This is a genomic window from Bacillus sp. NPDC057893 (assembly GCF_042796455.1).
Taxonomy (GTDB): domain Bacteria; phylum Bacillota; class Bacilli; order Bacillales; family Bacillaceae_G; genus Bacillus_A.
In genome coordinates, this window is record NZ_JBHVNG010000018.1 from 20,055 (window position 1) to 33,450 (window position 13,396).

Annotated in this window: 11 protein-coding genes and 2 tRNA genes; all 13 read left to right on the forward strand. The window is 35.5% G+C overall.

What is annotated here, in order from left to right; genetic code table 11:
* Nucleotides 1-65 precede the first annotated feature (65 nt).
* The 13 genes from ACFVQC_RS28675 (at nt 66) to spoIIE (ending at nt 13,193) form a co-directional block, all read left to right on the forward strand.
* A complete protein-coding gene (locus ACFVQC_RS28675) occupies nt 66-290 on the forward strand; it encodes an anti-sigma-F factor Fin (protein WP_377894021.1) in 225 nt (74 codons plus the stop codon).
* 105 nt (nt 291-395) lie between these two features.
* On the forward strand, nt 396-3,926 hold the full coding sequence (gene mfd, locus ACFVQC_RS28680) for a transcription-repair coupling factor (protein ID WP_215554939.1): 3,531 nt from the start codon (nt 396-398) through the stop codon (nt 3,924-3,926).
* 134 nt (nt 3,927-4,060) lie between these two features.
* The gene (gene spoVT / locus ACFVQC_RS28685; protein WP_000648312.1) at nt 4,061-4,597 is read left to right on the forward strand and encodes a stage V sporulation protein T; all 537 of its coding nucleotides are present in this window, start codon (nt 4,061-4,063) and stop codon (nt 4,595-4,597) included.
* A 231-nt stretch (nt 4,598-4,828) separates the two neighbouring features.
* A complete protein-coding gene (locus ACFVQC_RS28690; RefSeq protein ID WP_377899952.1) occupies nt 4,829-6,430 on the forward strand; it encodes a putative polysaccharide biosynthesis protein in 1,602 nt (533 codons plus the stop codon).
* Between the two features lie 12 nt (nt 6,431-6,442).
* Nucleotides 6,443-7,903: a bifunctional methyltransferase/pyrophosphohydrolase YabN gene (gene yabN, locus ACFVQC_RS28695; protein ID WP_377899953.1), complete on the forward strand. Its 1,461-nt coding sequence runs from the start codon at nt 6,443-6,445 to the stop codon at nt 7,901-7,903.
* 14 nt (nt 7,904-7,917) lie between these two features.
* A complete protein-coding gene (locus ACFVQC_RS28700) occupies nt 7,918-8,193 on the forward strand; it encodes an RNA-binding S4 domain-containing protein (RefSeq protein ID WP_002009677.1) in 276 nt (91 codons plus the stop codon).
* A 58-nt stretch (nt 8,194-8,251) separates the two neighbouring features.
* Nucleotides 8,252-8,560, forward strand: coding sequence for a sporulation protein YabP (gene yabP / locus ACFVQC_RS28705; protein WP_001059101.1), 309 nt, complete (start codon nt 8,252-8,254; stop codon nt 8,558-8,560).
* On the forward strand, nt 8,557-9,210 hold the full coding sequence (gene yabQ / locus ACFVQC_RS28710; RefSeq protein ID WP_002091573.1) for a spore cortex biosynthesis protein YabQ: 654 nt from the start codon (nt 8,557-8,559) through the stop codon (nt 9,208-9,210). Before yabP ends, yabQ begins: the two co-directional genes overlap by 4 nt.
* On the forward strand, nt 9,207-9,566 hold the full coding sequence (gene divIC / locus ACFVQC_RS28715) for a cell division protein DivIC (RefSeq protein ID WP_002124547.1): 360 nt from the start codon (nt 9,207-9,209) through the stop codon (nt 9,564-9,566). The genes yabQ and divIC overlap by 4 nt, the downstream gene beginning before the upstream one ends.
* Before the next feature lie 87 nt (nt 9,567-9,653).
* Complete coding sequence (locus ACFVQC_RS28720; protein ID WP_002063394.1) at nt 9,654-10,142, forward strand: S1 domain-containing RNA-binding protein; 489 nt, start codon at nt 9,654-9,656, stop codon at nt 10,140-10,142.
* Nucleotides 10,143-10,301: 159 nt separating this feature from the next.
* A tRNA-Met gene (locus ACFVQC_RS28725) sits at nt 10,302-10,375 on the forward strand.
* A 13-nt stretch (nt 10,376-10,388) separates the two neighbouring features.
* Nucleotides 10,389-10,460 (forward strand) — tRNA-Glu (locus tag ACFVQC_RS28730).
* Nucleotides 10,461-10,721: 261 nt separating this feature from the next.
* Nucleotides 10,722-13,193: a stage II sporulation protein E gene (gene spoIIE, locus ACFVQC_RS28735; protein WP_377899955.1), complete on the forward strand. Its 2,472-nt coding sequence runs from the start codon at nt 10,722-10,724 to the stop codon at nt 13,191-13,193.
* Nucleotides 13,194-13,396 lie beyond the last annotated feature (203 nt).

A 13,396-nucleotide genomic window follows, 5' to 3' on the forward strand; every position in this document is an offset into this window, starting at 1 on the left:
CAATCTGGAATATTTTATTTTGTTTTATCCCATACTAGTAGAAATTGGATATTCAGGAGGCTAGTATGGAAGGTTATTATTACTGTAGACATTGCGGAAGTAATGTGGGCTCCATTATCGCAGAAAAAGTATATAGCGACGTTTTGTTTCAACTAACAGAGCAAGAAGTAGTGGATATGATTCATTTTCATGAGAATGGAAATATATATATAAAAACGATTTGTGAATCGTGTCAAGAAACGCTCGCATCTTATCCTAAGTATTATGAATATGAAAAATTTCTGCAATAAAATGTTGTCGCTTTGGCATGTCCAAAGCATTTTTCTGTTTTCTTTTTCCAAAATATTTGCATAAAATATAGTAACTTGCTCTTTATGTTGAGAGGAGTTTTGAAAATGATAGGTTTATTAGAGCAATTTTATAAAAATGAAGAAATACAATCGGTTATTAATGGGCTAGAAGATGGGTTGAAAGAACAACTTGTATCGGGTATGGCAACATCCTCTCGTTCATTATTAATGGCAGCTTTATATAAAAAAACAAAGCAATCACAACTTATTGTGACGCACAATTTATACCAAGCACAAAAAGTACATGAAGATTTAGTGGCGTTACTTGGTGAAAAGGATGTTTGGCTATATCCGGTAAATGAATTGATAGCATCGGAAGTTGGTGTTGCAAGTCCAGAATTGAAGGCGCAGCGTATTGAAGTGTTAAATCGCTTAGCTGCGGGAGAGAATGGGATTATTGTAGCGCCAGTTGCAGGGCTGCGTAGGTTTTTACCAATAAAAGAATTATGGAAGCAAAGGCAAATTGAAATCAATCTAGGGCAAGAGATTGATTTAGATGCACTCTTGCATACCTTACATCATATTGGCTACGAGCGTAAGTCGATGGTAGAAGCTCCAGGAGAGTTTAGTTTGCGCGGGGGAATATTAGATATTTACCCATTAACTGAAGAATTACCATTTCGTATTGAATTCTTTGATACACAGGTTGATTCTATTCGATTATTTGATGTGGAAGAACAGCGCTCTCAAGATAAAAGGGAAAGTGTTCGGTTTGGTCCGGCAACAGAGTTTTTATTTTCACAGGAAGAATTGAAATCGGGAATTAAGCATCTTGAAGAAGGTTTGACTAAGACGATGCAAAAGCTTTCCGATGATAAATTAAAGACTGCTGTACTTGAGACGGTTAGTCATGAAATTGAAATGTTGAAAAACGGGCAAAGTATAGAACAAATGTTTAAATATTTATCTATTTTCTATAAAGAACCTGCTAGTCTGATAGATTATTTACCAGAAAACGGTGTTGTAATTTTAGATGAGATTTCCCGTATTCAAGAAACAGCATCACATCTTGAAACAGAAGAGGCGGAATGGTATATCTCACTTCTTGGCGAAGGAACAATTATTCAGGATTTATCTTTCTCCCACTCATTTGAGGAGTTTCTTCATAATAAAAAAAGAAGTTTTGTATATTTAACGTTATTCTTACGCCATATAGCACACACACATCCTCAAAATATTGTGAATGTGACATGTAAAACGATGCAAGATTTCCACGGACAGATGCAGTTGTTAAAAACTGAAATTGATAGATGGAATGAAGGGCATTTTACGACCGTTGTGCTTGGAACAGATGATGAACGTGTAAAAAAACTACAACATATTTTAAGTGATTATGATATTGATGCAGACATTGTAGAGGCCACAGATGTCTTATTGCCTGGAAGGTTACAAATTGCTGTAGGTGATTTACATGCAGGCTTTGAAATGCCGATGCAAAAGTTTGTTGTCATTACTGAAAAAGAGCTTTTTCATAAGAAGGTTAAAAAATCACAACGTAAGCAAAAGTTATCTAACGCTGAACGTATTAAAAGTTATTCGGAATTAAAAGTTGGAGACCATGTAGTTCATGTAAATCATGGTATAGGTAAATTTTTAGGTATTGAGACATTAGAAATTAATGGTGTTCATAAAGATTATTTAAATATTAAATATCAAGGTAATGATAAGTTATACGTTCCAATTGAACAAATTGATCAAGTGCAAAAATACGTAGGGTCTGAAGGTAAGGATCCAAAAGTTTATAAATTAGGCGGAAATGATTGGAAGAAGGTCAAAACGAAAGTTGAAAAATCTGTACAAGACATTGCAGATGACCTAATTAAATTATATGCCGAGCGTGAAGCTTCGAAAGGTTATGCATATACACCAGATACGGCAGAACAACAGGAATTTGAATCTTCTTTCCCATATCAAGAGACAGAGGATCAATTACGTTCTATTGAAGAGATTAAGAAAGATATGGAACGCGGACGTCCGATGGATAGGCTTCTTTGTGGCGACGTAGGATATGGAAAGACTGAAGTAGCTATTCGTGCGGCATTTAAAGCAATTATGGATGAAAAACAAGTTGCGATTTTAGTACCGACAACAATCCTTGCACAACAACACTATGAAACAATTCGAGAGCGTTTTCAAGATTACCCGATTAATATAGGGTTACTAAGTAGATTCCGCACACGAAAACAACAAAATGAAACGATTAAAGGTTTAAAAGATGGAACGGTGGATATTGTAATCGGAACGCATCGTATTTTATCTAAAGATGTTACGTATAAAGATTTAGGACTTCTTATTATTGATGAAGAACAAAGATTCGGCGTTACACATAAAGAAAAAATTAAACAATTGAAAGCAAATGTTGACGTGTTAACATTAACGGCAACTCCGATTCCACGTACACTCCATATGTCTATGCTTGGTGTGCGCGATTTATCTGTTATTGAGACACCACCAGAGAATCGTTTCCCAGTACAAACATATGTAGTAGAGTATAATCCAGCGTTAATGCGAGAAGCAATAGAGCGAGAGTTGGCAAGAGGCGGTCAAATTTACTTCCTATATAACCGTGTGGAGGATATTGAAAGAAAAGCAGATGAAATTTCGATGTTAGTTCCAGATGCTCGTGTAACATACGCACATGGGAAAATGAATGAAGGTGAATTAGAGTCTGTTATGCTATCGTTTTTAGAAGGGCAGCATGATGTTCTTGTAAGTACAACAATTATCGAGACGGGTGTAGATATTCCGAATGTAAATACATTAATTGTATTTGATGCAGATCGTATGGGATTATCGCAGTTGTATCAGCTTCGTGGGCGTGTTGGACGTTCTAATCGCGTCGCGTATGCATACTTTGCATACAAACGTGATAAAGTGTTATCGGAAGTTGCAGAGAGGCGTCTGCAAGCAATTAAAGAGTTTACAGAACTTGGATCTGGTTTCAAAATTGCGATGAGAGACTTATCAATTCGTGGTGCGGGTAATTTGTTAGGAGCGGAACAACATGGATTTATTGATTCTGTCGGATTTGATCTATATTCTCAAATGTTAAAAGATGCAATTGAGCAACGTAGAGGAACAGACGGAGTTGAAAATACCGTTAATGTTGAAATTGATTTAGAAGTAGATGCGTATTTACCGGATGCGTATATTTCAGATAGTAAACAAAAAATTATGATGTATAAACAATTTAGAGGTATTTCTGCAATTGAAGATATTGAAGAGTTGCAGGAAGAGATGATTGACAGATTTGGTGATTATCCACAAGAAGTTGGTTATTTATTACAAATTGCAAACATTAAAGTGTTGGCAATGAAAGAACAAATTGAGTTAATTAAGCAAAATAAATTTGAAGTAACATTCCTGTTTTCTGAACAAGCGAGCCAAAATATAGATGGTGGGAAATTATTCATGCTAGGAAGTAGCTTTGGTCGTATGATCGGTCTTGGTATGGAGGGGTCACAATTGAAAATTGTGATGAAAACGAATGGATTAGAGACATCGAAATGGTTAACAATTGCTGAAAATTTATTAAAAGGCTTACCAGATGTAAAAAAAGAAGTAATAAATGCCTAATATAAGATAAAAAATACAATTCGACGTGCATAGAAGAACTAATGTGTAAAATACTATGTTTAATAGTTGGTGATTTTTACATGAACAGGTAAATTCACCACTTTGATCATCAGTAGAAAGTGAGGCAGCATAGAATGAAAGCAACTGGAATCGTACGTCGAATTGATGATTTAGGCAGGGTAGTAATCCCAAAGGAAATTCGTAGAACTTTACGTATTCGTGAGGGAGATCCACTAGAAATATTTGTTGATCGCGATGGAGAAGTGATTTTGAAAAAATATTCTCCAATTAGTGAACTAGGTAATTTTGCAAAGGAATATACGGAAGCTTTATACGATAGCTTAGGACATAATGTGCTTGTATGCGATCGTGATTCTATTATCGCAGTAGCGGGCGTATCTAAAAAAGAATACTTAAATAAAAGTGTTGGCGATTTAATTGAGAAAACAATGGAAGAGCGCAAGTCTGTAATTATGACAGATGAAAGTGAAATTTCAATTATTGATGGAGTAACAGAAAAAGTGAGTTCCTATACAATTGGCCCGATTGTTGCGAATGGGGATCCAATTGGAGCTGTTGTTATCTTCTCTAAAGAGGCTATTATAAGTGAAGTAGAGCATAAGTCAGTGAATACAGCTGCAAGCTTCTTAGCGAAACAAATGGAGCAGTAGTGAAGTGTAATTTCTATAAGTAGCAATCTTTCCTAATTATGATATTTCTATTTGAGAAATTAACTATTTGGAGATATAAGTATATTGAACTAAGGTAGCGCTTTGCTACCTTTTTTCATTGAATATTTTTGCTGTTGAAAGAAGTCAGTGAATGTAAGGAATATGAAGGAGAGCCAGTTTTTCTTTGTGATATAATACGAGGGGTGAGAATAGAAAAAGGAGTTTTCTTGTATGGAAGCGAAGAAGTACCAAGCCTTTTGGCGTGGGGCTATTATATTAACGATCGCAAGTTTTGTTACGAAGGTATTAAGCGCTTTTTACCGTATTCCATATCAAAATATAGCGGGTGATGTTGGTTTTTATATTTACCAACAAATTTATCCGTTTTATGGATTTTGTTTAATTTTAGCCACTTATGGGTTTCCCATTATTATTTCAAAAATGGTCGCAGAAAGATTAGAACGAGGAAAACAAAAAGAAGCAGAAGAAATTATTTGTGTATCTTTTTGGTTTTTATTAGGAATTGGATTTATAGGGTTTTTCACATTATTCTTTGGGGCCGAAACAATTGCATCGGCTATGGGCGATATACATTTAGATAAATTATTACGTGTTATTTCGTTTTCATTCCTACTAATGCCATTTTTATCTGTAGCGAGAGGATATTTTCAAGGATTCAATAATATGATGCCGACGGCTGTTTCGCAAGTAATTGAACAAACAATTCGTGTTTCTATTATTGTATTTTTATCACTATTCCTTATTGCCCATGGATTTGATTTATATACAGTTGGTGCGGGTGCTATGCTAGGTTCAATTGCGGGCGGGCTTATTGGGATTATCGTACTTTTACTTTATATGCGTCATGATTTCCATGCTATTTTCTTTAAAAGTTGGAAGAGAATTGGAGATAAAAAAAGGATTATTCGAATCCTTTTTTGGCAGGGATTAGCGATTTGTGTTAGTAATTTAGTCCTTATTTTTATACAAATGGCGGATTCTATTTCCTTTTATACTTTGCTTATTCGCGCGGGAGAGCAAGTTGAAAATGCAAAGGTACTAAAAGGTGTTTATGATAGAAGTATCCCGCTTATGCAATTAGGTACTGTTGTGACAACTTCTTTCTCATTGTCACTTATTCCTATTATTACAGCGGCGAAGGAAAGAGGAGATCTTTCATTTATTCAAGAAAAGGTAAAGTTAGCAATGAAAATAACATTTGTTATTGGATTTGCAGCTGCTATTGGATTAACTTGTATTATTCAACCTACAAATATTATGTTGTTTGAAAATAGTGATGGATCAGATGTGTTATCGATTTTATCTTTATCTATTTTATTTAGTTCATTGTCAATTACAACTGCTTCTATTTTGCAAGGAGTGGGACAAACATTAAAACCAGCAATATGTGTTGTATTTGGAGGTTGTTTAAAGCTAGCTTTAAACTATATATTAATGCCGTATTTTGGTGTGAAGGGAGCTGCAATTGCAACTTTAGTTGCGCTTATTGTAATTGCCTTGCTAAATAGTGTGTTGCTTATGCGAGCTGTATCGGAGCCGCTTATTGATAGGCGGAATATGTTAGGTGTGGCTATTAGTGGTATCGGTATGGGGTTTGTATTAATAATCTTTATGCGTATGTTGCGAATGTCTGGATTAGTAATTGATACAGGACATAGAGGAATTGCGACGCTTGAAGCGCTGTTAGGTGTAGCTATCGGCGGATTAGCATATATGTTTTTAATTTTAAAATTACGTGTATTTACAAAAGAAGAATTAGGAACCGTTATGAAACAAGAGAAAAAAGAAGGTTCGTTGAAGAAGAGTGGATAGAGGTGACTGGTTGTGAGTGGAATTATTACTATTTTAGGATTAGGTGCTGGTGAGTTAGATCAGTTAACGATGGGCGTATATCGAAAGATAAAAGAAGCGGACCATATGTTTGTTAGAACGAAGGAACACCCAGTTATAGAAGAATTGGAGCAAGAAGGTATAAAATATACAGCTTTTGACGAGGTATACGAAGCGCATGATACATTTGAAATCGTATATGAAACAATCGCGAATAGGTTGTTAGAACAAGCGAAAGGTACAGAAATTATTTATGCAGTTCCTGGTCATCCGCTTGTAGCGGAAAGAACCGTTCAGCTACTTTTGGAAAAAGGAGAAGTAGCAAATATTGAAGTGCGACTTGAAGGTGGACAAAGTTTCCTTGATCCGATGTTTGCGAGCCTAAAGATTGATCCGATTGAAGGATTCCAATTAATTGATGCTACATCATTTGAAAGAGGACAATTAGAATTACGTCAACATTTAATCTTTTGCCAAGTGTATGATGCGTTCGTTGCTTCAGATGTGAAACTGATGTTAATGGAGATGTTGCCAGATGATTATGAAGTGTATATCGTAACAGCTGCAGGAACTTCATTTGAGCAAGTAAAAAAGGTACCGTTATACATGTTAGATCATGAAACGGAGTTAAATAATTTAACGAGTGTATATGTACCCCCGGTTAAGGAACGTGCGTCTTTGTATCAGCAGTTTGATGTGCTTAGAGCAATTATTGCGGAACTGCGTGGACCGAATGGTTGCCCTTGGGATAAAAAACAAACTCATCAATCTTTAAAGGAATACTTAATTGAAGAAGCATATGAAGTGCTAGAAGCAATTGATGAAGAGGATGATGATCATTTAGTAGAAGAACTGGGTGATATATTATTACAAGTTATGCTTCATGCTCAAATTGGAGAGGATGAAGGTTGGTTCTCTATAGATGATATTATTCGGACTTTAGCTGAGAAAATGGTTCGTCGTCATCCGCATGTGTTTGGGAATACGGATGTAAATAATGCTGATGAAGTGATTGCAAATTGGGAAGAAATTAAAAAACAAGAAAAGGGATTCGTGAAAGAATCTGTTTTAGCGGGTATTCCAAAAAGCTTGCCACAGCTAATGCGTGCTTATGAAATTCAGAAGAAAGCTGGAAAGGTTGGATTTGATTGGGTTGATGTGCAGCCGATGATAGAGAAGGCCTTAGAAGAATGGCAAGAATTCCAACAAGAAGTTGTAAATATGGATGAGAAAAAGATGCTAGGTGAATTTGGTGATTTACTATTTGCATTTGTTAATATAGCTCGTCATTATAAATTAGATCCAGAAGAAGCGTTACGTTCAACTAATGAGAAATTTATGGCTCGCTTTTTATACATGGAAGCAAAAGTAGCTGAAATGAATAAGGAAATGCAAGATTTATCATTAGAACAGTTAGATGTTTTATGGGAAGAGGCAAAACAAACAGAGCGTTAATAGGGGGATTTGATATGCGTCTAGATAAATTTTTGAAAGTATCACGTTTAATTAAAAGAAGAACATTAGCAAAAGAAGTGTCTGACCAAGGAAGAATTTCGATTAATGGCCAAGTGGCAAAAGCGAGTTCAGATGTGAAGGTAGAGGATGAATTAACAATTCGTTTCGGGCAAAAAATAGTAACTGTGAAAGTAAATGAATTGAAAGAAACAACTAAAAAAGAAGATGCAGCAAACATGTATAGTCTCGTTCGTGAGGAAAAAGTGAAAGCGGAAGAAGGCTTGTTCTAAAATAGGTTAGCCCTTCATACATTACTATTAGCTAGTATAAAGCTATGGGGGGATTTTCGTGAATAATGGTTACTCACCTATGTCTTCTAATCAACAAAATGTTTCTGTAGAGCATGATATTATCATGCGTGGCAGGCGTGTAATCGATATTACTGGTGTAAAGCAAGTAGAGAGTTTTGATAGCGAAGAGTTTTTACTTGAGACTGTAATGGGTTTTTTAACAATTCGTGGTCAAAATTTGCAAATGAAGAATTTAGATGTAGAAAAGGGTGTTGTATCAATTAAAGGGAAAGTTCATGAAATGCTGTATATTGATGAGAACCAAGGGGAGAAAACTAAAGGCTTCTTTAGTAAGTTGTTTAAATGAGCCTAACAATTCAGTTGTATACAATGCTTTCAATGATTGGAATGGGTGCTTGGATTGGTGCTTCTTTAGATACATACCAACGGTTTTTAAAACGCCAAGAGCGTAAACGTTGGCTTGTATTTATACATGATATACTATTTTGGATTGTCCAAGCATTATTCGTTTTTTATGTATTATTGCGTGTAAATGAAGCCGAACTACGTATATATGTATTTTTGGCGTTACTATGTGGTTTTGCAGCATATCAAAGCTTATTGAAAGCACTATACATGAAGATGTTAAATTTTCTCATCTATATTTTTGTACAAACAACACAATTTTTTGTTCGAATTATACAGCTACTCATGATAAAACCTGTTATTATTATAGCACAGCTATTTATTGCATTTATATTATTCTTATTTCGTATACTGCTTTCAATTGGACATGTGTTATGGAAAATGGTGATTTGGATATTACTTTTCATATGGAAAGTTTTTTTCTCGCCTGTTCGGTTTATTGCTTCGCTCATATGGAAACTTCTCCCTAATCGTGTTAAACTTTTTATAATGAAGCATGTAGGGTTCCTGCAATATGTAGCAAAATTGAAGGGACATATCTTCCAATTATGGGTGCGTATAAAAAAGAAGTTAGGGGGACCTCGGAAATGAGGGAACTGAGACAAAGAACAATCGAAAAACAGAGTCCAAATCCTGTTAAAGAACATATAATACAAACGGATGAGAACAGGAAGCGACTTTATCGCCGTTTAGCGGTTTTTCTTGTCTTTGCTTTTACAATTATTGCTAGTATTAGTGTGACGTTTTATCAACAAAACAGTTCCATTAAAGCAAAAGAAGCGAAAGTTAAGGACATGAAAAAAGAACTGGATTCATTAACGAAAAAAGAAAAGAATCTAAAAGATGAAGTTCAAAAGTTGAATGATGAAGAGTACGTTTTAAAGATTGCTAGAAGAGATTATTTCTTCTCCGGAAAAGGGGAGATAATTTTTCCTGTTTCTAAGTAGAGTATGTCTTATTGACACTGTATTTTAGGATTATATATAATAAAGTAAAATTTGACTTTTTAACCACTAAGGAGGAGCATTTTTTTTATGTCAATCGAGGTAGGCAGCAAGTTACAGGGTAAAGTAACAGGTATTACAAATTTTGGGGCTTTTGTGGAGCTGCCAGAAGGCTTAACAGGTCTTGTTCATATTAGTGAAGTTGCTGATAATTATGTGAAAGATATTAACGATCACTTAAAAGTAGGCGACCAAGTAGAAGTAAAAGTTATCAATGTTGAAAAAGATGGCAAAATTGGCCTATCTATTAAGAAAGCGAAAGAACGTGAAAAAACAGAAGGAGATCGTCCACGTGGTGAATACCAACGTGGTGGTGATCAACAACGTTCTGGACGTCCACAACGTAATAATAATCGTTCTTCCAACAGAGATAACCGCGGTGGCGGTAACGAACGAGCTCCAAAAGAAACATTTGAGCAAAAGATGGCACGCTTTTTAAAAGATAGTGAAGATCGTTTAACTTCTTTAAAGCGTAACACAGAATCTAAACGTGGTGGCCGTGGCGCACGTCGTGGATAATAAGTCCGTTTAATTCTTAACATATAGAGAGGTACCCAGAGTGATTACTCGGGTACTTTTTTATGTGAGAGAATATATTTTTAAAAAAGTTTTTGAGATGTGTTGACTTTAAAACGTATCTGATGTAAGATACTAATTGTCCGTTAAATACGACGACATGGCGGTGTAGCTCAGCTGGCTAGAGCGTACGGTTCATACCCGTGAGGTCGGGGGTTCGATCCCCTCCGCCGCTATATTTAATTTAACGGCCCGTTGGTCAAGTGGTTAAGACACCGCCCTTTCACGGCGGTAACACGGGTTCGAATCCCGTACGGGTCATCTAAAAAGATCATGCAAATTTGCATGATCTTTTTTTGTTAAATATAAATTAAGACGTACAATACTTCTACAAAATCACCCTATATTTTCTGAACATTCTTTCAACTTTCTTTAAATAAATTAAATACTATGTATATATGTAGATTTATTTCGAATAAAAAGTCGAACGATTATAAAAGTCAAAACTGTTGTTTTGACAAAAATTCCAATAATCATCTTTTATAATAACAGTAATTAAACTATGCAGGTGGTGTTAAAAATATGCCTAAAGCAGGAAGGAATACTATGAACACAAGTGCATTGGCGATGAATGAAAGTCAGCTTGGAACAATAAAGTGGACGAGTAAGTTGCGAATGAAGTTTGAAAAAGTTTTCTTTAGATGGGGATTCATTATTGCTGTTATTGGTTTTCTTTTGGGACGAGCATATATATTAACAAACATTTTACCGTTTGCATTGCCGTTTTTTGCTGCTGTTTATGTTATGAAGCGAGATAAAATGCCGCTCGCGTTCTTAGCCCTAATGGGGGGAGCACTTTCAGTTTCAATAGACAATTTATTTTTTACTTTTGCATCTATCTTTACCTTCTTTATTTATAATATCTTCTTTAGTCGGTTTACACGTAAAACTGTTGGACTTGTACCATTCCAAGTATTTATCTCCGCATTAACCGCACATTTAGTTGTTGTATATTTTGCACAGCAAACCGTCACCATGTATGATCTGCTCGTCAGTACGATCGAAGCGGGGCTTAGCTTCGTATTAACGATGATATTTTTACAAAGTGTTCCGCTTTTAGTGGAAAGGAAAGGGAAGCAACAAGCGTTAGAAACAGAAGAAATTGTTTGTTTAATTATATTACTAGCATCTGTTTTAACGGGCACAACGGATTGGTTTGTTTATGATGCTTCTATTCAACATATTTTTACTAGATATTTAGTATTAGTATTTGCCTTTATTGCAGGGGCAGCTACAGGGTCCACAGTAGGAGTTGTCACTGGGTTAATATTAAGTTTAGCGAATGTGGCTAGCTTGTCTCAACTTAGTCTCCTTGCCTTTTCAGGATTGCTTGGGGGATTGTTAAAAGAAGGGAAGCGTATAGGAGTTAGTTTAGGTTTATTAATTGGTACAAGCTTAATTACATTATATGTAGACAAGCAAACAAGTATTGTAACAACTTTAATTGAATCTGGTGTAGCAATTGTTTTCTTCTTATTAACACCGAAGCTTGTTATGGATCGTATTGCTAAATTTATGCCAGGTACACAGGAGCATTCACAAGATCAACAACAATATTTAAGAAGAGTGCGCGATGTTACAGCGAACAAAATCAATCAATTTGCTAATGTATTTGCTGCTTTGTCCAATAGCTTTTCTGTATATGGGTATGTGGAGGAGGAAGATAAAGAAACAGAAGCTGATTTATTTTTAAGTACAATTACTGCAAAAACATGTCAAACATGCTTTAAGAAGGATCAATGTTGGGTAGTTAATTTTGATAAAACATACGATTATATGAAACAAATAATGAGTGAAACAGAAGAAGGAACGCTGCAGCATAATCGGAAGTTAGTTCGTGAATGGGACAAGCATTGTGTGAGAGGGAAGAAAGTAACGGATTTAGTAGCGGGTGAATTAGATCACTTCTATGAGGGGCAGAAATTAAGAAAACAAATGAAGGAAAATCGTAGAATTGTAGCGGAGCAATTACTAGGTGTATCAAAAGTGATGGAGGATTTCGCTAAGGAGATACAACGAGAAAGAGAGAACCATCAAGCGCAGGAGGAGCAAATTTTACAAGCGTTTCGTGATTTTGGTGTCGAAGTGGAGCATGTTGATATTTATTGTTTAGATAGAGGAAGTATTGATATTGAAATGTTGATTCCGGCTGCATCTAATGAACATGGAGAATGTGAGAAGTTGGTTGCTCCAATGCTTTCAGATATTTTAAAAGAGAATATCGTCGTTAAGCATGAAGAGAAATCCTCATATCCAAATGGGCACAGTTTAATATCATTTGGTTCAGCGAAGACGTATTCTCTTGATACAGGATTGGCCACAGCTGCAAAAGGTGGTGGGTTTGTTTCAGGTGATTCCTACGCGATGATGGATTTGAGCGTTGGTAAATATGCACTTGCGATTAGTGATGGTATGGGAAATGGACAAAGGGCTCATATGGAGAGTAGGGAAACGGTAAAATTATTACAAAAGATACTTCAATCAGGTATTGATGAAGAAATAGCGATTAAGTCCATCAATTCGATTCTTTCTTTAAGGACGACAGAGGAGATGTATACAACGCTTGACTTGGCTATGGTAGATTTACGGGATGCGAGTGCGAAGTTTTTAAAGGTTGGATCGACGCCGAGTTTTGTTAAACGCGGAAATAACATTTTGAAAATTGAGGCAAGTAATTTACCGATGGGAATCATTGAAGATGTTGAAGTTGATGTGGTTGGTGAGCAATTAAAAACGGGTGATCTTCTTATTATGATGAGTGACGGTATTTTTGAGGGAGCGCAACATGTGGAGAATCACGAATTATGGATAAAACGTAAAATTAAAGAACTACAAACAGAGGATCCACAGGAAATTGCTGATATTATTATGGAAGAAGTAATTCGCTCTGGTGATGGTTATATAAATGATGATATGACTATTGTGGTGGCGAAAGTAAAGAAAAATATGCCGAAGTGGGCTACGATTCCAATAGTAGGAATGCAGGCGCAATAAAATAATCAAAAAAACCTAGGTAGATGCCTAGGTTTTTTTGATTAAAAAGGTAATGTGATTACTTTTTTAAATATACAGGAGGGATGTAAGATAAAAATGTGGATTTTGTACATCTTTTTTTTGCACAATGTTTGTAAAAGTTGTACCATTATATACAAGGTAACTAATGTTGTTGTTCTTGTTTAATGAAAGGTGATTGCGAA